The organism is Streptomyces sp. NPDC059679, from assembly GCF_042734105.1.
Classification (GTDB): domain Bacteria; phylum Actinomycetota; class Actinomycetes; order Streptomycetales; family Streptomycetaceae; genus Streptomyces.
In genome coordinates, this window is the sequence record NZ_JBHWES010000002.1 from 250,328 (window position 1) to 275,349 (window position 25,022).

Annotated in this window: 17 protein-coding genes and 2 pseudogenes; 13 read left to right on the forward strand and 6 right to left on the reverse strand. The window is 70.7% G+C overall.

Translation table 11 applies throughout. From position 1 onward, the window contains the following. The first annotated feature begins 5 nt into the window (after window positions 1-5). The 4 genes from ACFV2X_RS03655 to ACFV2X_RS03670 all read left to right on the forward strand — a co-directional run bounded on the left by ACFV2X_RS03655 (window position 6) and on the right by ACFV2X_RS03670 (window position 3,566). On the forward strand, window positions 6-872 hold the full coding sequence (locus ACFV2X_RS03655; RefSeq protein ID WP_385610924.1) for an ATP-binding cassette domain-containing protein: 867 nt from the start codon (window positions 6-8) through the stop codon (window positions 870-872). Window positions 873-1,142: 270 nt separating this feature from the next. Beyond that, window positions 1,143-2,060 (forward strand): sugar phosphate isomerase/epimerase family protein, encoded by a 918-nt coding sequence (locus ACFV2X_RS03660; protein ID WP_385610926.1) that lies wholly within the window; start codon window positions 1,143-1,145, stop codon window positions 2,058-2,060. A gap of 42 nt (window positions 2,061-2,102) precedes the next feature. Further along, window positions 2,103-3,122, forward strand: a complete 1,020-nt coding sequence (locus tag ACFV2X_RS03665; RefSeq protein WP_385610929.1) for a Gfo/Idh/MocA family protein — start codon at window positions 2,103-2,105, stop codon at window positions 3,120-3,122. Between the two features lie 237 nt (window positions 3,123-3,359). Further along, window positions 3,360-3,566: an AlpA family transcriptional regulator gene (locus tag ACFV2X_RS03670; protein ID WP_089506867.1), complete on the forward strand. Its 207-nt coding sequence runs from the start codon at window positions 3,360-3,362 to the stop codon at window positions 3,564-3,566. An 18-nt stretch (window positions 3,567-3,584) separates the two neighbouring features. Here the strand turns inward: ACFV2X_RS03670 and ACFV2X_RS03675 are convergent, their stop codons facing one another. Next, window positions 3,585-4,952 (reverse strand): 6-phospho-beta-glucosidase, encoded by a 1,368-nt coding sequence (locus ACFV2X_RS03675; protein ID WP_385610932.1) that lies wholly within the window; start codon window positions 4,950-4,952, stop codon window positions 3,585-3,587. Continuing rightward, the gene (locus ACFV2X_RS03680) at window positions 4,949-5,710 is read right to left on the reverse strand and encodes a DeoR/GlpR family DNA-binding transcription regulator (protein ID WP_385610934.1); all 762 of its coding nucleotides are present in this window, start codon (window positions 5,708-5,710) and stop codon (window positions 4,949-4,951) included. Before ACFV2X_RS03680 ends, ACFV2X_RS03675 begins: the two co-directional genes overlap by 4 nt. A 176-nt stretch (window positions 5,711-5,886) precedes the next feature. Here ACFV2X_RS03680 and ACFV2X_RS03685 point away from each other — a divergent pair, with 176 nt between their 5' ends. Together ACFV2X_RS03685 and ACFV2X_RS03690 are read left to right on the forward strand one after the other, a co-directional pair. Next, complete coding sequence (locus tag ACFV2X_RS03685) at window positions 5,887-6,870, forward strand: carbohydrate kinase family protein (protein WP_385610937.1); 984 nt, start codon at window positions 5,887-5,889, stop codon at window positions 6,868-6,870. Window positions 6,871-6,951: 81 nt separating this feature from the next. Then, window positions 6,952-7,144 (forward strand): annotated as a pseudogene (locus tag ACFV2X_RS03690) (sugar ABC transporter permease); the annotation flags it as partial. A 1-nt stretch (window position 7,145) separates the two neighbouring features. Here the strand turns inward: ACFV2X_RS03690 and ACFV2X_RS03695 are convergent. Further along, the gene (locus ACFV2X_RS03695) at window positions 7,146-9,152 is read right to left on the reverse strand and encodes a zinc ribbon domain-containing protein (protein WP_385610939.1); all 2,007 of its coding nucleotides are present in this window, start codon (window positions 9,150-9,152) and stop codon (window positions 7,146-7,148) included. 178 nt (window positions 9,153-9,330) lie between these two features. Here ACFV2X_RS03695 and ACFV2X_RS03700 point away from each other — a divergent pair. Next, a pseudogene (locus ACFV2X_RS03700) lies at window positions 9,331-9,999 on the forward strand (carbohydrate ABC transporter permease); the annotation flags it as partial. Between the two features lie 4 nt (window positions 10,000-10,003). Here ACFV2X_RS03700 and ACFV2X_RS03705 read toward each other — a convergent pair. After that, a complete protein-coding gene (locus ACFV2X_RS03705; protein WP_385610941.1) occupies window positions 10,004-12,301 on the reverse strand; it encodes an MMPL family transporter in 2,298 nt (765 codons plus the stop codon). Window positions 12,302-12,478: 177 nt separating this feature from the next. Here ACFV2X_RS03705 and ACFV2X_RS03710 point away from each other — a divergent pair, with 177 nt between their 5' ends. From ACFV2X_RS03710 to ACFV2X_RS03720, 3 genes are all read left to right on the forward strand, one after another. Next, complete coding sequence (locus tag ACFV2X_RS03710; RefSeq protein WP_385610943.1) at window positions 12,479-13,138, forward strand: TetR/AcrR family transcriptional regulator; 660 nt, start codon at window positions 12,479-12,481, stop codon at window positions 13,136-13,138. 173 nt (window positions 13,139-13,311) lie between these two features. Beyond that, the gene (locus ACFV2X_RS03715) at window positions 13,312-13,551 is read left to right on the forward strand and encodes a heavy-metal-associated domain-containing protein (protein WP_358635833.1); all 240 of its coding nucleotides are present in this window, start codon (window positions 13,312-13,314) and stop codon (window positions 13,549-13,551) included. Between the two features lie 77 nt (window positions 13,552-13,628). Continuing rightward, window positions 13,629-16,049, forward strand: coding sequence for a heavy metal translocating P-type ATPase (locus ACFV2X_RS03720; RefSeq protein ID WP_385610945.1), 2,421 nt, complete (start codon window positions 13,629-13,631; stop codon window positions 16,047-16,049). A gap of 449 nt (window positions 16,050-16,498) precedes the next feature. Here ACFV2X_RS03720 and ACFV2X_RS03725 read toward each other — a convergent pair whose 3' ends face one another. Further along, on the reverse strand, window positions 16,499-17,788 hold the full coding sequence (locus ACFV2X_RS03725) for a citrate synthase (protein ID WP_385610948.1): 1,290 nt from the start codon (window positions 17,786-17,788) through the stop codon (window positions 16,499-16,501). A gap of 255 nt (window positions 17,789-18,043) precedes the next feature. Beyond that, window positions 18,044-20,254: an ATP-dependent RecD-like DNA helicase gene (locus ACFV2X_RS03730; RefSeq protein ID WP_385610951.1), complete on the reverse strand. Its 2,211-nt coding sequence runs from the start codon at window positions 20,252-20,254 to the stop codon at window positions 18,044-18,046. Between the two features lie 182 nt (window positions 20,255-20,436). On the opposite strand from ACFV2X_RS03730, the gene ACFV2X_RS03735 reads away from it, so the two are divergent. Genes ACFV2X_RS03735 through ACFV2X_RS03745 form a run of 3 tightly spaced genes read left to right on the forward strand, consistent with a single transcriptional unit; the run spans window position 20,437 to window position 24,987 of the window. Beyond that, the gene (locus ACFV2X_RS03735; RefSeq protein ID WP_385610954.1) at window positions 20,437-21,444 is read left to right on the forward strand and encodes a LacI family DNA-binding transcriptional regulator; all 1,008 of its coding nucleotides are present in this window, start codon (window positions 20,437-20,439) and stop codon (window positions 21,442-21,444) included. Then, window positions 21,441-23,033, forward strand: coding sequence for a sugar ABC transporter ATP-binding protein (locus ACFV2X_RS03740; protein WP_385610957.1), 1,593 nt, complete (start codon window positions 21,441-21,443; stop codon window positions 23,031-23,033). The genes ACFV2X_RS03735 and ACFV2X_RS03740 overlap by 4 nt, the downstream gene beginning before the upstream one ends. Further along, window positions 23,023-24,987, forward strand: coding sequence for a substrate-binding domain-containing protein (locus tag ACFV2X_RS03745; protein ID WP_385610959.1), 1,965 nt, complete (start codon window positions 23,023-23,025; stop codon window positions 24,985-24,987). Before ACFV2X_RS03740 ends, ACFV2X_RS03745 begins: the two co-directional genes overlap by 11 nt. The last annotated feature ends 35 nt before the right edge of the window (window positions 24,988-25,022 follow it).

The following is a 25,022-nucleotide window of genomic DNA, read 5'->3' on the forward strand; positions in this document are numbered from 1 at the left end:
TGGCAATGGCCACGAACGTGACCAAGGAAGCCGCCGCGGGCCGGAGCCCGGAGCCGGTGGTCCGGCTGGGCGGCGTCGGCAAGCTCTACGGCAACGTCCGCGCGCTGCACGGAATCGACCTGGCCGTACGGCCGGGCCAGGTGACCTGCGTACTGGGCGACAATGGCGCCGGCAAGTCCACCCTCATCAAGATCGTGTCCGGGCTGCATCAGCACGACGAGGGGGAATTCCTCGTCGACGGCAATCCGGTGCGCCTGTCCAATCCGCGCGACGCCCTCAACCTCGGCATCGCCACCGTGTACCAGGACCTGGCCACCGTGCCGCTGATGCCGGTGTGGCGGAACTTCTTCCTCGGCTCCGAGCTGACCCGCGGCCCCTGGCCCGTGCGACGCCTGGACATCGAGCGGATGAAGCGGATCACCGACGAGGAGCTGTCCGCCATGGGCATCCACCTCGACGACCTGGACCAGCCCATCGGCACCCTCTCCGGCGGCCAGCGCCAGTCGGTGGCCATCGCCCGGGCCGTGTACTTCGGCGCCCGGGTGCTGATCCTGGACGAGCCGACGGCGGCGCTCGGCGTCAAGCAGTCCGGAGTGGTGCTCAAGTACATCGCCGCCGCGCGCGAGCGCGGGCTCGGCGTCATCTTCATCACCCACAACCCCCACCACGCCTATATGGTGGGCGACCATTTCTCGGTGCTCCGGCTCGGTGCGCTGGAGCTGAACGCCGCCCGTGCGGACGTCACCCTGGAAGAGCTCACCAACCACATGGCGGGCGGGGCCGAACTGGCCGCGCTCAAGCATGAGCTCGCGCAGGTCCGCGGGGTCGATGTGGAGGAGCTGCCGGAAACTGTGCAGACCCCCTCCGCCTGACCCCCCTCCGCCTGACCCCCGCCCCGCCGGCTCGCCCCGCCTCCGTGCGACCCCGCCTCCGTACGGCCGCGTGCCGACGGTACGTTCACCCTGGCATCCTGACCTTACGTCCGAATGTCCTGACGAAACCTTGACGGATGGCCACCCGGCCCATGAAGCTGCCCAAAACAGCATCACCCGGGCACGACAGTCCCACCCGCACCACAGCCCCACCCGCACCGCACGCCCCCTTCCCCGGTCGCCGACGACCGGTGAGAGGAGTTCCCCTTCATGACTGCCGCCTCCCCCGTACCCGCCCTGGACCGCATCCGGGTCGGTTCGGCCCCCGACTCCTGGGGCGTGTGGTTCCCCGACGACCCGCAGCAGGTCCCCTGGCAGCGCTTTCTCGACGAGGTCGCCGAGGCGGGCTACGAGTGGATCGAGCTGGGCCCGTACGGCTATCTGCCGAGCGACCCGGCGCGGCTCGCCGAGGAGGTCGGCCGGCGGAATCTGAAGGTCTCGGCCGGCACGGTCTTCACCGCCCTGCACCGCGGCCCCGGCGTCTGGGACGCCACCTGGGAGCATGTCTCCCAGGTGGCCGGGCTCACCCAGGCCATGGGCGCCCGCCATCTGGTCGTCATCCCGTCCTTCTGGCGGGACGACAAGACCGCCGAGCTGATCGAGCCCCCGCAGCTGACCGCCGAGCAGTGGCGCCATCTGTCCACCGGTATGGAGCGGCTGGGCCGCCAGGTGCGCGAGCGCTTCGGACTCGACATCGTGGTCCACCCGCACGCCGACACCCACATCGACGGCGAGGAGAACGTCGCCCGCTTCCTCGACTCCACCGACTCCGACGTGGTCAACCTCTGTCTGGACACCGGGCACTACGCCTACTGCGGCGGCGACAGCGTCAAACTCATCGAGACCTACGGCGAGCGCATCGGCTATCTCCACCTCAAGCAGGTCGATCCGGAGATCCTGGCCGACGTCGTCAAGAACGAGGTGCCCTTCGGGCCCGCCGTCCAGCGCGGGGTCATGTGCGAACCGCCGAATGGCGTCCCCGCCCTCGGACCCGTGCTGACCGCGGCCCAGCAGCTGAACGTGGATCTGTTCGCCATCGTCGAGCAGGACATGTACCCCTGCCCGCCCGACAAGCCGTTCCCGATCGCCCAGCGCACCCGCCGCTTCCTGCGCTCCTGCGGCGCCTGACGCTTTCACCCGCCACACCGGAACAGGGAGAGAAGACACACCATGACGCAGCAGGGGACGCTCGGGGTCGCCGTCATCGGGACCGGCATGATGGGCGCCGATCATGTCCGTCGGATCAACGACGTGATCAGCGGGGCGCGGGTGGCCGCCGTCGTCGATATCGACGAGACGCGCGCCAAGCATGTCGCCGACGGTGTCGAGGGCGCCGCGGCCTACACCGACCCGGCCGCAGCCATGGCCGCGCCGGACGTGGACGCCGTACTGATCGCCTCGCCGGGACCGGCCCACGAGGCCGCGCTGCTGACCGCCTTCGAGCACGATCTGCCGGTGCTGTGCGAGAAGCCGCTCACCCCGGACCCGGAGTCCGCGCTGCGGGTGCTGGAGGCCGAGCAGCGGCTGGGCCACCGCCGGGTGCAGGTCGGCTTCATGCGGCGCTACGACAGCGAGTTCATGAAGCTCAAGGCGCTGCTCGCGGGCGGCGAGCTCGGGCGCCCCCTGCTGCTGCACTGCCGCCACCGCAACGCCTCCGTGCACTCCTACTTCACCAGCGACATGCTCATCACCGACTCGGTGGTGCACGAGATGGACCAGTCCCGCTGGCTGCTGGAGCAGGAGATCACCGCGGTGACCGTGCTGCGCCCGGCCCCCAGCGCACACGCCCCCGAAGGGCTCAGCGACCCGCAGTTGGTGATTTTCGAGACCGACGGCGGCTCGCTCGTCAATGTCGAGATCTTCGCGACCTGCGGCTTCGGCTACCAGGTGCAGGCCGAGGCGGTCTGCGAGCGCGGCACCGCGCGCGTCGGCGACGCCCACGGCATGCTGATCAACCGCACGGGCGGCTGGGGCGGCGAGATCGCCCCGGACTTCGTGGCCCGCTTCGAGGAGGCGTACGACCGCGAGGTGCAGGCGTGGGTGAACGCCACCCGGCGCGGCGAGGTGGAGGGCCCCAGCACCTGGGACGGCTATGCCGCGGCCGCCGTCAGCGCGGCGGGGGTCCGGGCGCAGACCACGGGCGAGCGCACGGCGGTCGAGATGATCGAGCGCCCCGCGTTCTACGCCTGAGCCAACCTCCCGTACTGCCGCCGGGTGGCCCAGTGTTCCCACACTGGGTCACCCGGCTGTCACGGCCGTCACATCTCCGCGATCCTTCCGTCACAGACGTTCAACAACGCCTATCCGGGCGTCACTCACCGTCGTTGACCGGGCACAGGCTGAGTGATCACAAGCGGTCGCCCCGCAGCTCCCCCCAACGGCCCTTGGCGGACCGTTGACTGCGGCGCCCGCAGGAAGGCGCGAGAGATGACCGACCGGAGGCTTTGGTCGTACAAGGAGATCGCCGCGCACATCGGTGTGCGGACGGACACCGTACGGTCATATCGCAAGCACGGCCTGCTGCCGCCCCCCGATCATGTGGAGGGCGGCAAGCCGTATTGGTACGCGGACACCATCCGGACCTGGGTGACCCTCAGACCCGGCAACCGCTCCCGGCGTGAGCCCAGGGACTAGGCCCCCGGGTGGACGCCGTCAGGCGGAGCGGTGGAACACCGCCGCGACCTCGGGGATGCGGTCGATGTAGCCGTCCAGCAGCTTCCGGCCGACCGCGACCGAGTCGACCAGCGGGTGCAGCGAGAACGCCTTGACCGCGTCCGCCCGGGACCCCGTCAGCGCGGCGCTGATGGTCAGCCGCTCCACCGCCTTGACCTGCTGCATCAGCCCTGCCTGAGACAGGTCGGGCGGTGTCGTGGCCAGCGGGTGCACGCCGTTGGCGTCGACCGTCACGGGCACCTCGACCACCGCGTCGGCGGGCAGCGCGGCGATCGTGGTGCCGTTGCGCACGTTGAGGATCATCGTGGCGCGCTCATTGCGGCTGACCGCCGCCATGACGGAGAGCGCCACCCCCGCGTACCCCTGGTGGGCGGGGTCGGGGCTGAACGCCTCATCGGGCGGTGTCTCGCCCTGCACCGTGCCCTTGGCCTCGGCCATGTAGTTGGCGCTGCGGTTGGCGACCGTCTCGCGCCACAGCTCCACCGGCGACGCGCCCGCCGCCTGCGTCACCCGCTGGTAGAACTCGCCCTGCTGGCGGGACAGGAACTCACCGCGGGTGCGCGGGGCGTCGAGGATGGACCGCACCGCGTCCCGGTTGAAGTAGTAGTAGTACAGGTACTCGTTGGGGATCAGCCCCAGGTCGCGCAGCCATTCGCGGCCGAAGACCACGCCCTCCTCGAAGTCGCCGAGCAGGTCGTCGTCGGCGAGCAGCCGGGGCAGTACGTCCTCGCCGTCCACCAGCACCCGGCGCATCCAGCCCAGGTGGTTGAGGCCGACGTAGTCGAACTGGGCCCGGGAGGCGTCGAGTCCGAGCGCGGTGGAGACCCGGCGGCCCAGGCCGGACGGCGTATCGCAGATGCCGAGCACCCGGTCGCCGAGCACGCTCTGCATCGCCTCGGTGATCATCCCCGCGGGGTTGGTGAAGTTGATGACGTACGCCTTGGGCGCCAACTCCCGCACCCGCCGGGCGATGTCCATCATCACCGGGATGGTCCGCAGCCCGTAGGCGAGACCGCCGGGCCCGGTGGTCTCCTGGCCGAGTACGTTCAGGTCGAGCGCCACCCGCTCATCGCACACCCGGCCCGCGAGACCGCCCACCCGGATGGCGGCGAAGACGAAGTCGCTGCCCTCCAGGGCGGAGTCGAGTGAGGTGGTGGCGGTGACCTTGGGGGCGTCGGGGAACTCGTCGGCGAACCGGGCGAGCACGTCGGTCATCGCCTTCAGCCGTTCGGCGTCGGTGTCGTACAGCCAGACGTCGTCGATACGCGGCGAGCCCTGGTCACGCAGCAGGGCCTGGTAGACGTACGGCACCCGGAAGCCGCCACCGCCGAGGATGGACAGTTTCATGCGGAGATCACCTTTCCGCCCGCCTCGCGGCAGAGCTGGACGGTCTGAGGATCGGCGCCCTGCGTGGTGATCAGGACGTCGACGTCGGAGAGGGAGCACAGGCGCAGCGAGCCCGAACCGGGGAACTTCGCCTCGGAGGCGAGCAGCACCACCTGGTCGGCGGCCTCGATCAGGGCCTGCTTGATCGGCGCCTCCACCGCCATGTTGTCCACCACATGGCCGTTTGCGCGCACCCCTGTGCAGCTGAGGAACACCAGGTCGGCGCTGACCTGGCGCATCGCGGTCTCGGTGAGCGAGCCGACGAACGAACGGAAGTTGCGCCGCAGCACACCGCCCAGCAGGACCAGCCGCACGGTGTCGTCGTCGCGCAGTTCGTCCAGCACCGCCAGGCTGCTGGTGATGACGGTGACCGGACGGCCACGCAGCCGGCGGGCGATCAGCGGGGTGGTGGTGCCGATGTCGAGCACCACCACGCTGTCGTCCTGGACGAGTGCGGCGGCGTGCTCCGCGATGCGTTGCTTCATCGCCTGGTCGTGCGACGCCGAGACGTCGAACGGCGGCTCCTCCTGGGACTGACGCGCGGTCAAGGCCGCGCCGCCATAGGTGCGTACCAGCTCTCCGTCCTGATCCAGTTGCTTGAGATCACGCCGGATGGTGGACTCGCTCACCTGGAGGCTCTCGGCCAGGTCGCGCACCGACGCGACGCCGGTCGCCCGCAGCGACTCCACGATTCTCGCATGCCGATTTCTCGAAGTCACGCATTGACCGTAGCACCGATGACTGACTTCGGTCATCGCGGCAAGAAACAATCACTTTACTGACTGAATCTTGTCATCAGCGGATCTCATTGCTCATAGTTGAGCACCCACCGGACACAGCCGCCGTGTCATCGGCACATGGATGGCGTATGGACGGCGCATGGAAAGGTGCTCCCTTGCTTGACGCTCTCTTCGCGGGCGGGGTCTTCTGCGACCTCGTCTTCGGCGGTATCCCGCACCTCCCCTCGCCCGGCAGCGAGGTCTACGCCGACCGGTTCGCGGTGGCCGCCGGCGGGACCGCCACCCGCTGCGTCGCCGCCGCCCGGCAGGGCCTTGAGACCGGGCTGTTCGCCGTCATCGGCACCGACCTGTTCGGCGACCACCTCGCCGCCGTTCTCGGCACCCAGCCGGGCCTGGACCTGCGCTGGCTGCGCCGCGACCCCTCCGTGCACACCCCGATCACGGTGGCCGTCGCCAACGAACACGACCGCGCCTTCATCACCTACGAGGAGGACGGCGCCCGCCGCCCGGACACCTGGGACGGCGAACTGCCTCGCGTACGCGTCCTGCACCTGGGCATCGCCGACCCGCTGCCCGGCTGGGCCACGGAGCTGCGCGCCCGCGGCACGCTGGTGGTCGGCGGAGTCGGCTGGGACCCGACCGGAACGTGGTCACCCGATCTGCTCACCCGGCTCGGCGACGTCGACGTGTTCGTCCCCAACGCCACCGAGGCGATGAACTACACCCGCACCGACTCCGTCGACGAGGCCGTCAAGGTGCTGGCCGACCACGTCCCGCTGGTCGTCGTCACCGACGGCCCCCGCGGCGCCGTCAGCCTCGACCCGGCCACCGGCGGCCTGGTCCGCGTCCCCTCCCCACGGGTCACCGTCGCCGACCCCACCGGAGCCGGCGACGTTTTCACCGCCTCCTTGATGACCGCCCTGCTCCAGGACGGCTGGCCGCTGACCAGCCGGCTCAGATACGCCGCGATCTGCGCCTCGATGTCCGTACGGACGCTCGGCGGAGCCGCCGGAGCCCCCACCCCCGCCGCCATCCGCGCCTTCCTCGGCCGGATGCCCGGCAGTGACCTTCCCGACCAGGACCGCGCCCTCTTCCAGGCCGCCCTTCAGAACGCCGCCCCCAGGGCTACCCCGACATGAGCACGTTCGTGAAGGCCCGGCTGCTCCATCCGGGCCACCGCTACACCCAAGGCGTACCGCTGGGACACCGCCTACCGTTCCGTGCTGTTCACCGCGGGCATCGGCCAGATACCCCGCGAGCTGTACGAGGCCGCGAAGGTCGACGGCGCCGGGGCTGTCCGGGAGTTCTTCGCCGTCACCCTTCCCGGTCTGCGCGGCCAGATCACGGGGCCCTCACCCTCCCGCACTGCGCACCTTCGACCTGGTGCACCACCCCGGCAACTCCACCAGCGTCTCTAATCGGCTTGGGTTTCCTGGGTGATCCCGGGTGTTCGGGACCGCTCGGGAGGATGGTGACTCGGCTGTCCCCGGGTGGGGGTGGTGTGGGCGTGGCGGTGGAAGCCTGCCCCGAGTCTGGCCCCGTCCGGCCGGTGTGGCCGGGCGGGGGCACTGCCGATCGTGTTCGGTCCCTGCTGCCGTGGACACCGCTGGCTGCGGTGGGTCGGGTGCGTGGGGGTCCGCCCCGCCGGACGCTTGCCACCCGGCCGCGCCCTGGCTGGGGCACGAGTGTCGGGTGGGGCGGGGACCCTGCGCCGCTTCCCGGGCACAGGGCGTTTGTTCGTGGGGCCGCTCTTGGTGCGGTCCCTGGTCTGCTGCTGGACCGTGCTCGCCCGGTCCAGGGCCTCGACCACGCTGCGGATGACGAAGGTTTTGCTGGTGCGGTCGAAGTTGGTCTTGTGCTGGTGGGTCAGGCCACGGGCGCCGATCCTCTGCCAGGCGGCGTTGTCCCGGCCAGTGCTGTAGCCGCAGGCGGCGTTCGGGCACGACGCCCACGCCCAGCCCGCTGCTCGGTCATTGGGGGCCTTGTGGTGGCGGAAGGCGGTCAGACACCGGGGGCAGTACTTCGACGTGCCCCGGGGCGGGACGATGACCACCGCGATGCCGTGAGCGGCGGCCCGGTGGCGCAGGTGGGTGACGATCGCGCCGCGCACGGTCTGGGACAGGCGGGTGTTGAGTGTGCGGCCCTTGCCGCGCGCCTGCATATCGCGGAGGTCTTCGAGGTAGATGACCCGCGCTCCGGCGGCGGTCGCGTAGTCGGTCATGAAGCGGGCGGCGGCCTTGGCGAGCGCCGCGTTCAGCCGGGCACGCCGCCTTGCGACGCGCTCCCGCTCGGTTTCCAGGACAGTGAGCTTGGTCACCAGCAGCGGGCCCGGGCGCATCCCGCGCTCCTGTCGTGAGGTGATCAGGCGGCTCAGGTGGTCGATGCGGACGCTGATGTACTCGCCCAGGATCCGCAGCCGGTCGGCCTTGGCCAGCACCCCGGCCGCACGGAAGTACACCGGCCTTCCGTCGGTCAGCACACGGGGCTGCGCCTCGTCGGTGAGGTGCAGAGTGCCGCCGGTAAGCAGGGTGTTCAGCCCCCAGTCGAAAGCCACCGCCGTGCGGTGTCCGGCCCGCTCCGGTTTCGGGACGGCGAGCGCGTAGGGCACATCGAGAAGCAGTCGACCCCGGCGGATGCGCAGGGTCGGCGGGCACAGCACCGCTGTCGCGGGCACATGCGGCGGCAGCCGGAACCGGATACGCACCGGACGCCAGTCCGCCCGGCAGCCGGGCGCGGGCCGGGTCGGCAGCCGCACCGTCAGCACGCCGTAGCGGAACGGGTCTTCCGGGCAGCGTTCGATGGTGGCGAGCTGCTTGTCGACCGCCGCGAGCACCACCTGCCCACCCGCGCCCGGCGCCTGTTCGCACTCTGTCATATCCACTGGCAGCCGCCGGTGGCGGGCCTGGAAGGCGGCGATCTGTCGGGTCCGGGCCAGCAGCACACCCGTCGCCACCACCGGGCCGTCGGGCAGCGCGGCGCGCAGCGCCTCCCACTCCGCCACGGTGCGCCGGGCGGGGATGGCGGGCCAGGTCGCCAGGAGCGCGGTAGTGATCTCGGCGCGCCACCAGGCCGAACGCAGCACCCGCCCCGCCTGCTCCTGCGCGATCCGCACCACCCGGTCCGGCACGTACACGCTCTCCGGCACGTACACGCTCTCCGGGACGGTCACCGACCAGCCGAGCCGCCGCAGTGCCATCCACCCCTGGGACGGCAGCGACGCGCCCGACCGGTCGACACCGGAGGCAAGCCGGCCCAGATCGGGTTCGTTCCAGTGTTCCTGGACCACGCCTGCCGCCAGCGACCCGACGAGAGCGGTCAGCCACCCGGCCCGTTCCACCAAAGCCGCCTCGCCGAGTTGCTGGCCGGTCACCGCATCCGCACCACGCAGCGCGCGGGCGCAGGCCGCTGCGACCTGCTGCACCTCCCCCTCACCCACCACAATCCTGCGCCGCACCCCACCCACCCCCTCACGCGCCTCGCCCCATTCCCGGGCCCGACGATCACATCAACGACCAAACTCCTGTACGGGTTACGCACTCCCATCCACCCCACCCGCGACGCCCAGGAAACCCAGGCCAATCCCTCAACTGTTAAACGCCCTGGACTGGGGGAACTTCTCCGCCGCCTGGTCCCAGGGCCACTTCGGCACATATCTGGGCTCCAGCGTGCTGGTCGCGGTCAGCGTGGTGCTGCTGACGAGCCTGCTGGCGATCCTCGCGGGCTACTCCTTCGCCCATTTCCAGTACCGGGGCCGGTCCACGCTGTTCTACCTCACCCTGGTCGGGCTGATGGTCCCGCCCGAGGCGTTCGTCATCCCGCTCTACTTCGATCTGCGTGATGCGGGGCTGAGCGACACCTACTGGTCGCTGATCCTGCCGCAGACCGCCCAGTCGCTCGCCTTTGGCGTCTTCTGGATGCGGAACTTCTTCCGCTCGGTGCCGCGCAGCGTGATCGAGGCGGCCCGGCTCGACGGCGCCTCGGACTTCTGGGGAATCCTGGTGCCCGCCGGCCGACCGGCCCTGCTGACCATGGCGATGCTGGTGTTCATGTGGACCTGGAACGAGTTTCTGCTTCCGCTGGTCATGATCACCGACGAGGCCAAGCGGACCGTGCCGCTGGGGCTGGCCTTCTTCCAGGGCCAGCACACCACCCAGTTCTCGCTGCTGGCCGCCGCCTCGGTGATCGTCGCCCTGCCCGTGGTGCTCCTGTACGTCTTTCTGCAGCGTCACTTCATCTCCGGCATGCTCTCGGGCGCGGTCAAGGGATAGCGGGTCAAGGGATGGTCACCCGCTCGGCGCGGAGCTCGGCGCCGCCGACCTCCTCCACGGGGGCGGCGCCGGTCGCCGGGCCGGCCGATTCCCCCTCGCTGAGGCCGATACGGGAGTGCAGCCGGCGCAGCGGGCCCGGGGCCCACCAGGTCGCCCGCCCGGTCAGCCGCATCACCGCGGGCACCAGCAGGCTGCGCACCACCATGGCGTCCATCAGGACGGCCAGGGCGATACCGAGGCCGAGCATCTTGGTGTTGGTCACCCGCGAGGTGCCGATGGCGACCATGACGACGGCGAGGATCACCGCGGCGGCGGTGATCAGCCCGCCCGTGCGCCGCACGCCGAACTCGACGGCCGCGCGGTGGTCGCCCGTACGGTCGTACTCCTCCTTGATCCGGGAGAGCAGAAAGACGCCGTAGTCCATGGAAAGACCGAAGGCCACACAGAACATCAGCACCGGCAGCGTGGTCTCGATGTCCCCGGTGCTGGTGAAGGACAGCGGGCCGGAGAGGTGCCCCTCCTGGAAGACCCAGACCACCGCCCCGAACATCGCGGTGAGGCTGAGGGCGTTGAGCAGCACCGCCTGGAGGGGGATCAGCACGCTTCCGGTGAGCAGGAAGACCAGCAGCAGGGTGACGACGACGATGATGGCCAGGGCCCAGGGCAGCCGGTCGGCTATGGAGTCCTTGCTGTCCACCAGCACCGCGGCGACGCCGGTGACCGAGGCGGTGAACGGCGGGTGCTGGGCGCGGATGTCGCGCACCAGCTGCTGGCTCGTCTGGTCCACGATCTCGCCCTTGGACAGCACGGTGACATACGCCGCCCCGTCGGCTGCGCGCGCCGCCTCCACCGGGCCGGGCTCCGCCACCAGCCGACCGCCCGCGAACTGGCCTGCCGGGCTGTCCACGCGCGCCACTCCGGGCAGGGCCGAGATCTTGCCGCTGTAGTCGGCGAGGTCTGCCTGTTCGGGCCGGGAGCCGGGCCGGGAGTCGATCAGGATGTCGATCGCCCCGCCGGGGCTGCCGGGGAAGTTCTCCCTGATGTGCTGCTGGACGACATGGGACTCGGCGCTCGCGGGCAGCTGACGGTCGTCGGCGGTGCCGAACTCCACCCGCAGGAAGGGCAGTCCGAGGACCACCAGACCGGCGACGGTGGCCAGCGCGAACAGCGGCGCCCGGCGCATCACCAGCCGGGCCACCCGGCCCCAGCCCGCTCCCGGCTCGCCCCGCTCCGAGCGGCGGCGGAACACCCGGGTCAGGTCCAGCGCGTTCACCCGCTCGCCGAGCAGGGCGAGCGTGGCGGGCAGCACCACCAGCGCGGCCGCCGCGGCGATCACCACCACCGCGATGCCCGCATAGGCGAACGAGCGCAGGAAGTACTGCGGGAAGACCAGCATGGCGGCGAGCGAGACGGCGACGGTCATCGCGGAGAACAGCACCGTGCGCCCCGCGGTGCGCAGCGTGGTGGCGATGGCGGGCAGCGTTTCCGCGCCCTGGCCCAGCTCCTCCCGGAAGCGCCGCACGATGAACAGGGCGTAGTCGATGGCGAGCCCGAGGCCGAGGGCGGTGGTCAGGTTCTGCGCGAACACCGAGACATCGGTGAACTCGGTGAGGCCGCGCAGCACGGCGTCGGTCCCCAGGATCGCGATGATGCCGACGCCCAGCGGGAGCAGGGCCGCGACGGCGCTGCCGAAGACCATGACGAGCAGCAGCAGGGTGATGGGCAGGGCGATCATCTCGGCCCGCAGCAGATCCTCCTGGATGGTGGTCTGCAGCTCATGGCGCACCGCGACCGGGCCGCCGATCGTGACCTTCACCGGCCCGTGGTCGCCCCGGTAGGCGGGGGCTATGCGGTCCAGCACCTTCGCGGCGGCGCTTTCGTCGCCCACGATCCGCGCGGCGATCAGCGCCTCGCGCCCGTCCCGGTCCCGCAGGGCGGCGGCCCCGTCCCAGTAGGAGGTGACGCCGGTGACCGACTCCTCGCCCGCGAGCTTCTTGGCGAGAGCCCGGCCCTCGGCGGCGACCGCCGGGGCGTCGACCGTCGCCTTGCCGCTGTCGACCATCAGCAGCAGATTCGGCTGGGAGGCCGGGAAGTGCTTCTCGAGCGCCTTGGTGGCGTACGCCGACTCGGCGGCAGGGTCCTGCCAACCGCCGCTGCCCAGCCGGTCGGCCACCCCGCTTCCGGCCACGACGGCCAGCGCCGTGAACAGCAGGACGACCAGCAGGGTCAGCCGCGGGCGGGCGGTCACCACTCCCGTCCAGCCTCGCGTCCGGCCCCTGTGCGGCCGGTTGACAACGGTCATAACGGGGTGTCCCCTTCACCTGTGTCCATGCGGGCCTCACCGGTGCGGCGGCAGGCAGGCAGCATGGGTCGACGATTGCCCAAGGAGCGGCAAACACGAGCGACCGCTCGCATTTCTCAAGAATGCGAGCGGGTACTCGCGTTTGTCAATGAACCACCGAGAGCTGGGGATAACCGCGTGACCGAGACCAAGGCAGGACAGCCCGCCGGCGAGGCGAAGCCGCGCCGCAGGCAGGCGCGCGGCGAGCGCCGTATCCAGCAGCTGCTCGAAGCCGCGGCCAACGTGTTCTGCAGGACGGGCTACGCCTCGGCGAGCACCAACGCCATCGCCCGCGAGGCCGGCGTATCCCCCGGCACGCTGTACCAGTTCTTCCCGAACAAGGAGGCCATCGCCGTCGAACTCGGCGAGCGCCTGACCCACCAGATGCGCGAGGCCCACGGCGCGCTCTTCACCCCCGAGTACGCCTCGCTCCCGCTCGGCGACATGCTGGACGCGGTCGTCGACCCGCTGGTCGAGTTCAACTGCCAGAACCCCGTCTTCCTGACGCTCATCCATTCGGGCGACATCCCCGGCGTCATGACCGAGGACCATGACGCGCTGCATGTGGCCCTGCAGGCCCGCCTGGAGGAGCTGATCGGGTTCATCCAGCCCGAGCTGCCCGCCGAGCGCAGGACCCGCACCGCCACGATGGTGTTCTCCCTGTTCAAGGCCGGTCTCGAGCTCGTACTCAGCCATGAGGGCGAGGAGCAGGCCGCCTACATCGAGGAGCTGAAGGCATCCCTCCACGGCTACCTGGCCCCGATCATCGGCACCGAGACCCCGTCCCGCACTCCCTGACCACTGCCCGGTGACCGGAGCCCGTTGAATCACACCCGGTGGGCGACACCCCCTCCCGTCATACCCCCTAGGGGTATTATGCTGTCATTGTCAGGGGACACAGGAGGATCCCGCGCCCCCTGGACACCGATGAACACAGCCGCAGTCCACTCGCTCACCGCACAGGAGAAGACATGAGCTCCGAGGCCACCACCGCGTCCGGCACCACCACCGTCTACCAGGTGACCGGCATGACCTGCGGCCACTGCGAGGGCGCCGTCTCCGAGGAGATCTCCGCCATCGCCGGCGTCAGCTCCGTCAAGGCCGTCGCCGCCACCGGCCAGGTCACCGTCGTCTCCGCCGCCCCGCTCGACGACGAGGCCGTGCGCGCCGCCGTCGACGAGGCCGGTTACGAACTCACCGGCCGGGCCTGACCACCCGAGGACACACCCCCTATCGGGCCGCGCGGCGGCGCCCCGCACGGCCCGGCCCTCCTCCCAGGAGACCCAGCATGACCAGCACGGCCCCCGAAGCCGCGAGGGAGATGACGCGGGCGCTGTCGGCGGAGCAGGCCCCGCCGGCAGCGGCCGCGAACTCCCAGGTGGAGCTCGCCATCGGCGGCATGACCTGCGCCTCCTGCGCGGCGCGGGTCGAGAAGAAGCTCAACCGCATGGACGGCGTCACCGCCACGGTCAACTACGCCACCGAAAAGGCCAAGGTGACCTACGGCGGCGAGATCGAGATCGCCGATCTGATCGCCACCGTCGTCAAAACCGGCTACACCGCCGAGCCGCCGAAACCCGCAGACCCCGAGCCCGAGCGCGAACCTGAGCCGGGGCCCGAGCCCGAACCCGCGCCCGACCGTGCCACGGCGGAAGCCGGAGCGGCCGCACAGGGCGAAGCAGCCGCCCCCGCCGTCGCGGAGACCAGCGCGCGCACCAAGGCAAAGACCGAAGCGAAGACCGACGCGCCGCGCCACCGCCTCCTGGTCTCGTTCATCCTCTCCATGCCCGTCGTCCTCCTCGCGATGGTGCCGTCGCTGCAGTTCACGTACTGGCAGTGGCTGTCCCTCGCCCTCGCCACGCCCGTCGTGGTCTGGGGCGGTCTGCCCTTCCACAAGGCCGCCTGGACGAACGCCCGGCACGGCGCGGCCACCATGGACACCCTGGTCTCCCTCGGCACCCTCGCCGCCTTCGGCTGGTCGCTGTGGGCCCTGTTCTTCGGCGACGCGGGCATGCCGGGCATGCGCCACGGCTTCGACCTCACCGTCGCGCGTACGGACGGGTCGTCCTCGATCTACCTGGAAGCCGCCGCGGGGGTGACCGTCTTCATCCTCCTCGGCCGCTACCTGGAGGCGAAGGCCAAGCGCCGGGCGGGCGCCGCGCTGCGGGCACTGATGGAGCTGGGCGCCAAGGACGTGGCCGTCCTGCGCGAGGGCAGGGAGGTCCGTATCCCGGTCTCCCGGCTGGCCGTCGGCGACCGCTTCGTGGTGCGCCCCGGCGAGAAGATCGCCACGGACGGCACGGTGGTCGAGGGCGCCTCGGCCGTGGACGCCTCCATGCTGACCGGCGAGTCGGTGCCGGTGGACGTCGCGGTGGGCGACAGCGTGGCGGGCGCGACCGTGAACGCCGCGGGCCGCCTGGTCGTCGAGGCCACCCGCGTCGGCGCCGACACCCAGCTGTCCCGGATGGCCGCGCTGGTGGAGGACGCCCAGAACGGCAAGGCGGAGGTGCAGCGCCTCGCGGACCGCGTTTCCGGGGTCTTTGTGCCGGTCGTCGTCCTCATCGCCGTCGGCACCCTGCTGGTCTGGCTGCTGCTGACCGGCGACGCGACCGCCGCGTTCACCGCCGCCGTGGCCGTACTGATCATCGCCTGCCCCTGCGCCCTGGGCCTGGCCACCCCGACCGCCCTCATGGTCGGCACCGGGCGCGGCGCCCAGCTCGGCATCCTGATCAAGGGCCCCGAGGTCCTGGAGTCGACCCGTCGCGTGGACACCGTCGTCCTCGACAAGACCGGCACGGTGACGACGGGCCGGATGCGGCTCTACGGCGTGCACACCGCCCCCGGCGTGACCGAGGACGAGCTCCTGCGGCTCGCCGGGGCCCTGGAGCACGCCTCCGAGCACCCCGTGGCCCGCGCCATCGCCGAGGGGGCCACCGCCCGCACCGGCGCCCTGCCGGCCGCCCACGGCTTCGAGAACATCCCCGGGCTCGGCGTCCAGGGCACCGTGGACGGACACACCGTCCTCGTCGGCCGGGAGAAGCTGCTCGCGGCCCATGGGACCGAACTGACCGAGGAACTGGCGGCCGCGAAGGCCGCGGCCGAGTCGGAGGGGCGTACGGCCGCCGCCGTGGCCTGGGACGGCCGGGCGCGGGGCGTGCTGGTGGTCGCCGACGCCATCAAGGAGACCAGCGCCGAGGCCGTGGCCCGGCTGCGCGGGCTCGGTCTGACCCCGGTGCTCCTGACCGGCGACAACCGGCTGGTGGCCGAGTCGGTGGCCCGGGAGGTGGGCATCGAGCAGGTCATCGCCGAGGTGCTGCCGCAGGACAAGGTGGACGTGGTCCGGCGGCTGCGCGAGGAGGGCCGTACGGTCGCGATGGTCGGCGACGGCGTCAACGACGCGGCCGCCCTGGCCACCGCCGACCTGGGCCTGGCGATGGGCACGGGGACGGACGCGGCCATCGAGGCCGGGGATCTGACGCTGGTACGGGGCGATCTGCGGGTGGCCGCGGACGCGATCCGGCTGGCGCGCCGGACCCTGGCCGTCATCAAGGGCAATCTCTTCTGGGCCTTCGGCTACAACGTCGCCGCGCTGCCGCTCGCCGCGGCGGGGATGCTCAACCCGATGATCGCGGGCGCCGCGATGGCGTTCTCCTCGGTTTTCGTGGTCACCAACAGCCTGCGGCTGCGGACCTTCACCGAATCTCCATAGATTCACCAAGTCCCCATAAGCCGCACAACACCCATACACCGGAGCCGTGATCTTCAGAACGAGGCTCTTGCCCTTTTACGCCCCCATATGGCAAGAGACGCAGATCACAGGCGACCGAACGTAACCATCGCGGGGGGTGGGGAGTCTAATGGGGCGGTGAGGGTTCGTCTTGGGGGACGGATCCCACTACGCGTGGCCGGGGCGACGTACCCGGGGAGCTTTGAGCGGCCCTCCCGTAACGTACGCGTCCCGGCAGCTCGCGTTGTGCGTGACGAGACTGTGGGCTTCTGTGGGCTTGCGCGGCCAACAGACCCCCGGCCGGATCCCGTGGGGGGAATCCGTAACCGGGAATGGAAAGCGCCCCGCTCCGACCCGTGGGGGGATCGGCAGCGGGGCGCTTTCTGCACCTCTTCAGGGCTCGGCTCTCCGGGCCCGGGTGGCACCCGGTGTCAGCGCTGCTCCACCGGGACGAAGTCGCGCTCGACGACGCCCGTGTAGATCTGGCGCGGACGGCCGATACGGGAGCCCGGCTCCTTGATCATCTCGTGCCACTGGGCGATCCAGCCCGGCAGCCGGCCGAGCGCGAACAGGACCGTGAACATCTCGGTCGGGAAGCCCATCGCCCGGTAGATCAGACCGGTGTAGAAGTCCACGTTCGGGTAGAGCTTGCGCGAGACGAAGTAGTCGTCGGCGAGCGCGTGCTCTTCGAGCTTGAGCGCGATGTCGAGCAGCTCGTCGGACTTGCCGAGGGCCGAGAGGACGTCGTGCGCCGCCGACTTGATGATCTTCGCCCGGGGGTCGAAGTTCTTGTAGACGCGGTGCCCGAAGCCCATGAGCTTCACGCCGTCTTCCTTGTTCTTCACCTTGCGGATGAAGGTGTCGACGTCGCCGCCGGACGCCTGGATGCCCTCCAGCATCTCCAGCACGGACTGGTTGGCGCCGCCGTGCAGCGGACCCCACAGCGCGTTGATGCCCGCCGAGATGGAGGCGAACATATTGGCCTGCGAGGAGCCGACGAGGCGGACCGTGGAGGTCGAACAGTTCTGCTCGTGGTCGGCGTGCAGAATCAGCAGCTTGTCCAGGGCGCTGACCACGATCGGGTCGAGCTCGTACTCCTGCGCCGGGACCGAGAAGGTCATCCGCAGGAAGTTCTCGACGTAGCCCAGGTCGTTACGCGGGTAGACGAACGGGTGGCCGACGGACTTCTTGTACGCGTACGCCGCGATCGTGGGCAGCTTGGCCAGCAGCCGGATCGTGGAGAGGTAGCGCTGCTTCTCGTCGTGCGGGTTGTGGCTGTCCTGATAGAACGTCGACAGCGCGCTGACCACGGAGGACAGCATCGCCATCGGGTGGGCGTCACGCGGGAAGCCGTCGTAGAACCGCTTGACGTCCTCGTGCAGCAGCGTGTGCGTGGTGATCTGGTCGCGGAATTCGGCCAGCTCGTCGACGGTCGGCAGCTCCCCGTTGATCAGCAGGAAGGCCGTCTCGAGGAACGTGGCGCGCTCCGCCAGCTGCTCAATGGGGTAGCCGCGGTAGCGCAGGATCCCCTGCTCACCGTCGAGATAGGTGATCGCGGATTTGTACGCGGCGGTATTGCCGTAACCGGAGTCCAGGGTCACCAGACCGGTCTGGGCGCGAAGCTTGCCGATGTCGAAGCCCTCGTCGCCGACAGTGCTGTCGACCACCGGGTAGGTGTATTCGCCGTCCCCGTACCGCAGTACTACAGAGTTGTCACTCACGTCATCCCTCACCGACGTCTGGTTCTCTTCTTCGAGGTGCCCTGACTCCCCCCACCTTCCCCCATTCGGACGATGAACGTGCACTCGGGGTCGGCCGAAGGGCCTTTTGGCGGCACTGAGTGCCGCGCCCACGGCCATCCTGCCCCGTTCGTGACGGTCCGGAAACCCTCCCGACACGTTCGCTCCGAACCTCACGCATGAACTTCATGACCGAATCCACCGAATCCACCGCAGCTCACCGAAGCTCACCGAACCTCAGGTGCCGAACGAGCCGAGCCGGTGGTCCAGTGCGGTGCACCTCCTGCCCGCCGACACCGTGCGCACCGCCTGTCCCAGGGCGCGGCGCGAGCCGACGAGCACCACCAGGCGCTTGGCGCGGGTCACCGCCGTATACAGCAGATTGCGCTGCAGCATCATCCAGGCGCCGGTGGTCACCGGGATGACCACGGCCGGGTACTCGCTGCCCTGTGAGCGGTGGATGGTCACCGCATAGGCGTGTGCCAGCTCGTCCAGCTCGTCGAAGTCGTACGCCACCTCCTCGTCCTCGTCGGTCAGCACGGTCAGGCGCTGCTCATCGCTGTCGAGGGAGGTGACGACGCCCACCGTGCCGTTGAAGACCCCATTGGCCCCTTTCTCATAATTGTTGCGGATCTGGGTCACCTTGTCGCCGACGCGGAAGGTCCGGCCGCCGAAGCGCCGCTCGGGCAGATCCGGCCGGGCCGGGGTGATGGACTGCTGGAGGAGGCCATTGAGCGTCCCGGCGCCCGCCGGACCGCGGTGCATCGGGGCCAGGACCTGCACATCTCGGCGCGGGTCGAGGCCGAACTTGGCGGGGATCCGACGGGCCGCCACATCCACCGTGAGCTTCCCGGCGGCCTCGGTGTCCTCCTCGGCGAACAGGAAGAAGTCGGGCATGCCGTGGGTGATCGGCGGCACGCCGGAGTTGATCCGGTGGGCGTTGGTGACCACGCCGGACTGCTGGGCCTGGCGGAAGATCCTGGTCAGCCGCACCGCCGGGACGGGGCTGCCGTCGGCCAGCAGATCGCGCAGCACCTCGCCCGCGCCGACGCTCGGCAGCTGGTCCACATCCCCGACGAAGAGCAGATGGGCGCCCGGCGGGACCGCCTTGACCAGCTTGTTGGCCAGCAGCAGATCGAGCATGGACGCCTCGTCCACCACCACCAGATCGGCGTCCAGCGGCCGGTCCCGGTCGTATGCCGCGTCCCCGCCGGGCTTGAGCTCCAGCAGCCGATGGACCGTGGACGCCTCGGCGCCGGTCAGCTCGGCCAGCCGCTTGGCGGCCCGGCCGGTGGGGGCCGCGAGCACCACCTTGGCCTTCTTGGCGCGCGCCAGCTCCACCACGGACCGCACGGTGAAGGACTTGCCGCAGCCCGGCCCGCCGGTCAGCACCGCGACCTTCTCGGTCAGCGCGAGCCGGACCGCCTGGCTCTGCTCAGGGGCCAGATCGGCCCCGGTGCGCTGAGCGAGCCAGGCGAGCGCCTTGTCCCAGTCCACGTCCTGGAAGCCGGGCATACGGTCCTCCCCGCCGCGCAGCAGCCGCAGCACCTGGCCGGCGAGGGAGATCTCGGCGCGGTGGAACGGCACCAGATACACGGCCGTGACCGGCTCGCCGCCGTCCGGGCCCGGCACGCTCTCGCGCACCACGCCCTCCTCGTCGGCCAGCTCGGCCAGGCACTCGATGACCAGGCCGGTGTCGACCTGGAGCAACTTGACCGAGTCCGCGATCAGTTGCTCCTCGGGGAGGAAGCAGTGGCCGTTGTCCGTCGACTGGGACAGCGCGTACTGCAATCCGGCCTTGACCCGCTCGGGGCTGTCGTGCGGGATGCCGACGGACTGGGCGATCTTGTCGGCGGTCAGAAAGCCGATGCCCCAGACATCGGCGGCCAGCCGGTACGGCTCGTTCTTCACGACCGAGATCGAGGCGTCGCCGTACTTCTTGTAGATCCGCACGGCGATGGACGTGGACACCTCCACCGTCTGGAGGAAGAGCATGACCTCCTTGATCGCCTTCTGCTCCTCCCAGGCATCGGCGATCTTCTTCGTGCGCTTCGGGCCGAGGCCGGGGACCTCGATCAGCCGCTTCGGCTCCTCCTCGATGATCTGCAGGGTGTCCAGGCCGAAGTGCTCGGTGATGCGGTCGGCGAAGACGGGCCCGATGCCCTTGATCAGGCCGGAGCCCAGATAGCGCCGGATGCCCTGGACGGTGGCGGGCAGCACGGTGGTGTAGTTCTCGACGGTGAACTGCTTGCCGTACTGCGGGTGGGAGCCCCAGCGGCCCTCCATCCGCAGCGACTCGCCGGGCTGCGCGCCCAGCAGCGAGCCGACGACGGTCAGCAGATCGCCGGAGCCGCGGCCGGTGTCGACCCGGGCGACCGTATAGCCGTTCTCCTCATTGGCGTAGGTGATCCGCTCCAGGACCCCTTCGACCACCGCGAGTTTGAGCATGTCCCGACGGTACCGCCGGACGCCGACACGCCCCCCGGCCCTGTGCATAACCCTGTGCATAACCCCCATAGGCCCCCAGTGACCGGAATATTACGATCCGGTTTCAGCCACCCCCGGACCCTTGCCCGGTCTCGTGTAATCGATTCCAATCCTCCTTGTAATCGATTCCACGAGGAGGTGGAATGGCGAGCATCAAGGACGTGGCGCACCACGCCGGAGTGTCCGTGGCAACGGTCTCCCGCGTGCTCAACGACCATCCGTCCGTCCGCGCGGACACCCGTGACCGGGTGCTCACCGCCGTCGCCGAGCTCGGCTACCGCCCCAACGCCGTGGCCCGCTCGCTGCGCACCGACCAGACCCGGACCCTCGGGCTGGTGATCAGCGACGTACTCAACCCGTTCTTCACCGAGCTCGCCCGCTCGGTCGAGGACGAGGCCCGCGCGCTGGGCTACAGCGTGGTGATCGGGAATGCCGATGAGCGCCCCGACCTTCAGGACCACCATGTACGCACCCTCATGGACCGCCGCATCGACGGCCTGCTGGTCAGCCCCACCGACGGCGGCTCCCCGCTGATGCTGGACGCCGCCCGTTCGGGCATCCCTATGGTCTTCGTCGACCGCTGGATCAAGGGCGTGGACGTCCCCGTGGTCCGTACGGACGGCACGGGCGCGGTACGCGACCTGGTGGCCCATCTGCACGCGCTCGGCCACCGTCGGCTCGCCATCGTCGCCGGACCGGCCGCCACCACCACCGGACGCGAGCGCGTGGAGGCCTTCCGGTCCGCGCTGCACGAGTTCGGTCTTGCCCTGCCGGCCGACTTCGTAGGCCAGGGCGACTTCCAGGCGGACAGCGGACGGCGGGTGACCGCCCGCTTCCTCGATCTGCCCGAACCCCCGGACGTCATCTTCGCCGCGGACAACCTCATGGCGCTCGGCGCGATGGACGAGATCCGCGCGCGCGGCCTGCGGGTGCCCGGCGACGTGGCGCTCGCCGCGTTCGACGACGTCCCGTGGTTCGTCCACACCGATCCCCCGATCACCGCCATCGCCCAGCCGACGGGCGAACTGGGCCGCGCCGCCGTGCGCGCGCTGATCGACCGCGTCGAGGGGCGGCCCACCGACTCGGTGATCCTGTCCGCCCGCCTTATCACTCGCCGCTCGTGCGGCGAGCCCGAAGGGAGCAAGCCATGAGCACGCCGAGCGCCATACAGCCGCCGCAGGGCGTGCCGCCGAGTGCGGGGGGCGCGGCCGAGCTGCTGCGCATGGAGGGCGTCCGCAAGACCTTCCCCGGAGTGGTCGCGCTCGACGGTGTCGACTTCGATCTGCGCCGCGGCGAGGTGCACGTCCTGCTGGGCGAGAACGGCGCGGGCAAGAGCACGCTGATCAAGATGCTCTCCGGCGCCTACCGTCCCGACGGCGGCCGCATCCTCGTTGACGGCTCCCCGGCGCGCATCCACGGCGCCCAGGACGCCGAGCGGCTCGGGATCGCCACCATTTACCAGGAGTTCAACCTCGTCCCCGACCTCAGCGTCGCCGAGAACATCTTCCTGGGCCGCCAGCCGCGCCGACTGGGGCTGATCGACCGCAGGACCATGCACGAGCGGGCCGCCGAGCTGCTGGCCCGCGTCGGGGTCGATGTCTCCCCCAGCGACCGGGTGCGCGACCTGGGCATCGCCCGGCTCCAGATGGTCGAGATCGCCAAGGCGCTGTCCCTGGACGCCCGCGTCCTGATCATGGACGAGCCGACCGCGGTGCTCACCACCGAGGAGGTCGACAAGCTCTTCCGGATCGTCCGCGCCCTGCGCGCGGACGGCGTCGGCGTCGTCTTCATCACCCACCACCTGGAGGAGATAGCGGCCCTCGGCGACCGCGTCACCGTCCTGCGCGACGGTCGCAGCGTCACCCAGGTCCCGGCCACCACCGAAGAGGACGAACTGGTCCGGCTGATGGTGGGCCGCTCCATCGAACAGCAGTACCCGCGGCGGCCGGCCGAAGCCGGGGCGCCCCTGCTCAAGGTCCAGGGCCTGACCCGGAACGGCGTCTTCCACGACGTCGCCTTCGAGGTGCGGGCCGGGGAGGTGGTGGGGCTCGCCGGACTCGTCGGCGCGGGCCGCACCGAGGTCGTACGGGCCGTCTTCGGCGCCGATCCGTACGACGACGGCACCGTCGAAGTCCTCGGCGAGCGGCTGCCCCGGCACGACGTGGGCGCCGCCATGGCCGCCGGCGTCGGGCTCGTGCCCGAGGACCGCAAGGGCCAGGGCCTGGTCCTGGACGCCTCCGTCCAGGAGAACCTGGGCCTGGTCACGCTGCGCTCCGCCACCCGCGCCGGGCTCGTCGACCGGGCCGGGCAGCGCCGCGCGGCGGCCCGGATCTCCGAGCAGCTGGCGGTCCGCATGGCCGGTCTCGAGCAGCGCGTGCGCACCCTGTCCGGCGGCAACCAGCAGAAGGTCGTCATCGGCAAGTGGCTGCTGGCCGACAGCAAGGTGCTCATCCTCGACGAGCCCACCCGCGGTATCGACGTGGGCGCCAAGGTCGAGATCTACCAGCTCATCAACGAACTCACCGCCTCCGGGCACGCGGTGCTGATGATCTCCAGCGACCTCCCCGAGGTGCTGGGCATGAGCGACCGGGTCCTGGTCATGGCACAGGGCCGGATCACCGGCGAACTCAACCGCGAAGAAGCGACCCAGGACGCCGTGATGGCCCTGGCCGTGAAGGACGTCAAGGTCGTCGAGGCGCTCGACGACACCGAGGAAAAGGAGGGCTCCCGTGGCCACTGACACGATGAAGCCCGGTCAGGCACAGCAGGGCTCCGGCGGCCCGGCGGTGTTGCGCCGGGTGCTGCTCGACAACGGCGCGCTGAGCGCCCTGGTGCTGCTTCTCGCGGCCATGTCGCTGCTGTCCGGCGACTTCCTCACCACCGACAACCTGCTCAACGTCGGCGTCCAGGCAGCGGTCACCGCGATCCTCGCCTTCGGCGTCACCTTCGTCATCGTCTCGGCCGGGATCGACCTGTCGGTCGGCTCGGTGGCCGCGCTGTCCGCCACCGTGCTGGCCTGGTCGGCGACCTCGCAGGGCCTTCCGGTGTGGCTCGCGGTGATCCTCGCGCTCGCCACCGGTCTGGCCTGCGGCCTCGTCAGCGGCGCGCTGATCTCCTTCGGCAAGCTGCCGCCGTTCATCGCCACCCTCGCCATGCTGTCGGTCGGCCGCGGTCTGTCCCTGGTCATCTCCCAGGGCAGCCCGATCCCCTTCCCCGACTCGGTCTCGCACCTCGGCGACACCATCGGCGGCTGGCTGCCGGTCCCGGTGATCATCATGGTCGTGATGGGCCTGATCACCGCGGGCATCCTGGCCCGTACGTACGTCGGCCGCACCATGTACGCGATCGGCGGCAACGAGGAGGCCGCCCGGCTCTCCGGTATCCGCGTCAACCGCCAGAAGCTGGCCATCTACGCCCTGTCCGGCGCCTTCGCGGCCGTCGCGGGCATCGTGCTCGCCTCCCGCCTGTCCTCCGCGCAGCCCCAGGCCGCGGTCGGCTACGAACTCGACGCCATCGCCGCGGTCGTCATCGGCGGCGCCAGCCTCTCCGGCGGCGTCGGCAAGGCGTCCGGCACGCTCATCGGCGCGCTGATCCTCGCCGTCCTGCGCAACGGGCTCAACCTGCTGGAAGTCTCCGCCTTCTGGCAGCAGGTCGTCATCGGCGTCGTCATCGCGCTGGCCGTGCTGCTCGACACCGTGCGCCGCCGCGCCGGTTCCCGCCCGGGCGCGCCCGGCGGAGCCGCGGGCGGAGCCGGCGGCCCCGGGGGCAGGCTGACGCCCGCCCAGATCGGGAAGTACGCGGTCGCGGCCGTCGCCGTGGTGGCGGTCGTGGTCGGCGCCTCGGTGTGGCGTTCCGACTCCTCCGGGAGCGGGGGCAAGATCAAGGTGGCCCTGTCGGTCTCCACCCTCAACAACCCCTTCTTCGTCCAGCTGAAGCAGGGCGCGCAGGCCGAGGCCAAGGCCCAGGGCATCAGCCTCTCCGTCACCGACGCCCAGAACGACGCCTCCCAGCAGGCCAACCAGATACAGAACTTCACCAGCCAGAACGTGAAGACGATCATCATCAACCCGGTGGACTCCGACGCCTCAGGACCGTCCGTCCGGGCGGCCAACAAGGCCGGCATCCCCGTACTCGCCGCCGACCGCACCGTCAACAAGGCGGACATCGCCACCCTCGTCGCCTCCGACAACATCGCGGGCGGCAAGCTCGCCGCCAAGACGCTGGCCGAACAGCTCGGCGGCAAGGGCCGGATCCTGGTCCTCCAGGGCACCGCCGGCACCTCGGCCTCGCGCGAGCGCGGCCAGGGCTTCGCGGAGGGCCTGAAGTCCTACCCGGGCATCCAGGTCGTCGCCAAGCAGCCCGCGGACTTCGACCGCACCAAGGGCCTGGACGTGACCACCAACCTGCTGCAGGCCCACTCGGGCATCGACGGGATCTTCGCCGAGAACGACGAGATGGCGCTCGGCGCGGTCAAGGCGCTCGGCTCCAAGGCGGGCAAGTCCGTCAAGGTCGTCGGCTTCGACGGCACCCCGGACGGCCTCAAGGCGGTCCAGAACGGCACGCTCGCGGCGACCGTCGCCCAGCAGCCCAAGGAGCTGGGCAAGATGGCCGTGCAGAACGCGATCAGGGTCGCGAAGGGGCAGAAGGTCGACCAGATGGTGAAGGTGCCGGTGAAGGTCGTCGCCGCGAAGTGAAGCGGGACCGGCCGGCCCCGCCCCGGGGCCGGCCG